The 2,247-nt window shown below is 66.9% G+C and carries 2 protein-coding genes; one reads left to right on the top strand and one right to left on the bottom strand.

What is annotated here, in order from left to right; translation table 11 throughout:
- Positions 1-30: 30 nt before the first annotated feature.
- A complete protein-coding gene (locus ACNPM4_RS04745; RefSeq protein ID WP_105711389.1) occupies positions 31-1,347 on the bottom strand; it encodes an ABC transporter substrate-binding protein in 1,317 nt (438 codons plus the stop codon).
- Between the two features lie 287 nt (positions 1,348-1,634).
- Between ACNPM4_RS04745 and ACNPM4_RS04750 the strand changes: the two genes are divergently transcribed.
- Positions 1,635-2,247: LacI family DNA-binding transcriptional regulator (locus ACNPM4_RS04750; protein ID WP_448984868.1), on the top strand; the 613-nt coding region annotated here is incomplete at its 3' end.

The following is a 2,247-nucleotide window of genomic DNA, read 5'->3' on the forward strand; positions in this document are numbered from 1 at the left end:
CCGCCGGGGGGGGGGCCCCTCCTCATCCGATCAGCTGGAAGGCCAGCCGGTCTCGATCTGGGTCAGCACCTCATCGGTGGAGGTCCCGTTGATCCAGGCGACCATGCCCTTCCAGAAGGTTCCGGAGCCGACAGCACCGGGCATCTGGTCCGAACCGTCGAAGCGGAACGTCACCGAGTCGTCCTGGAGGAGCTTGATCGACTCCTGCAGGATCGGGTCCTCGACCACGTCGAGGTCGACACCCTTGTTGGCCGACGTCACGCCACCCAGGGCGAGACGGCTGTTGGCCCACTCAGGGCTGGACAGGTACTCGAGCACCTTCTGCGTCGCCTCGGAGTCGCTGAATGCACCGACGATCTCGCCACCACCGGTGATGAGCGTCTCGTCCGGGTTCGGGCTCGGCGTCAGGAACGCCCAGACATCGCCGTCCTCGGCGAAGTTCGTTCCCTCGGGGTAGAAGCCCGACAGGAACGAGGCCTGGTGGGTCAGCCCACACTCGCCGCTCGCGACCTTCGCGGCCACGTCACCGAATGCGGTGGAGTTGATCGAACGCACGTCGCCGAAGCCGGCGTTGACGTACTCCGGGTTCAGCAGGATCTCACCCGTGGCGTCGAACGCCTCCTTGATCTGCGGGTCGGTGAAGGGGATCTCGTTCTTGACCCACTGGTCGTAGACGTCGGGGCCCGCGTTGCGGAGCACGAGGTCTTCGATCCAGTCGGTACCCGGCCAGCCGGTCGCGACACCGGACTCGAAGCCGGCGCACCACGGGGCGGCGCCGCTCTTGTCCTTGATGGTCTGCGTCAGTGTCAGCAGTTCGTCCCAGCTGGTCGGCTCCTCGACACCCCACTCGGCGAACTTGGTCGGCGAATACCAGACCCAGCCCTTGACGCTCGCCATCAGCGGTGCGCCGTAGAAGGTGCCGTCGTAGGTGCCGAAGTCGACCCAACCCTGCGTCCAGTACTCCTCGGCGTTCTTCTTGACCGCCTCCGGAGCAGGCTTCAGCAGGTCGCGCGACGCGTAGTCCGCGAACAGGCCGGGCTGCGGGAAGATCGCGATGTCCGGCGGGTTGCCGCCCTGTGCGCGGGTGCCGAGCTGCGTCTCGAAGTCCTGGCTGCCCTCGTATTTGATCTCGATGTCGTTCTCCTTCTCGAAATCCGCCCAGGATTCCGCGAGGAGTTCTGCTTCGCCCTCGACGATCGTGCCGTAGATCGTGACGGTGTTGTCTCCGCCGCCACCACCGCCGCCTCCGGAGGTCCCACCGGGAGCCCCGCATCCGGCGAGCGCGATGCCCGCGACCCCCAGCAGGGCGAGCGGCGCGTAACGCCGGGAACGCTGTGACAGAGCCATGTGAATTCTCCTCTTCGAGTACAGGGTCCCACCTGATGCGATGCCACCCCGCGGCACCGGTAGGGAACCGATTCCAGGCCAACCTACTGGCGATCGATATCCCGGCACAACACGGAAGGGTCACAAGCTCACAACCATTCGACTCAGATCGATGCCGTCGATGGGAGCGCTCCCTCGCGCACAGTGTGGAACCGGTTCCTTTTGAGCGCTTCGAGGACTACGCTGTCACCCGGCGCGGCGACCGCGCCGCCACCCACGCAACCGCGTGATCAGGTCGAGGAGGACCGATGAGCACGATCGCGGACGTCGCTGCGCGTGCCGGGGTGTCGAAGGCCACCGCGAGCCGTGCGCTGAGCGGGCGCGGTTATGTCTCAGAGGACACCCGTACCCGCGTCACGGATGCGGCGCGCGAGCTGTCGTATGTCGCGCACTCCTCCGCGACGAGCCTGGCCACCGGTCGCACGCAGACGGTCGGCGTCGTGATGCCGCCCGTGGACCGCTGGTTCTTCGCCGAACTGCTGGCGGGCATCCAGGAATCTCTGTTGACGCTCGACTACGACCTCGCGCTCTACGGCGTGCCCGAGGGTTCGCAGATGCGAGATCGACTGTTCGAGAACGTGCTTCCCGGGCGACGATTCGACGGCATCATCGCCGTGGACATCCAGCCCAGCGCCCGCGAGCTCGAACGCCTGCAGCTCACCGGGCGTCCGCTGGTGAGCGTGGGGCCGTACAGCGAAGGATCCACTGCCGTCTCCATCGACGACGCCGCCGCAGCCCGCATCGCCACCGAGCATCTCATCGAACTCGGTCACACCGATATCGCCTTCGTCGGCGGCGCGTCCGACGGGAAAGCGCTGAGCCTCGGCGACGCCCGGCGACTCGACGGCTATCGCGGCGGGG

The sequence above is a fragment of the Microbacterium umsixpiens genome (genome assembly GCF_053543675.1).

Excerpts from the sequence above, each read along its gene's own strand:
- ACNPM4_RS04745 (WP_105711389.1), bottom strand. The coding sequence starts at position 1,347 with ATGGCTCTGTCACAGCGTTCCCGGCGTTACGCGCCGCTCGCCCTGCTG.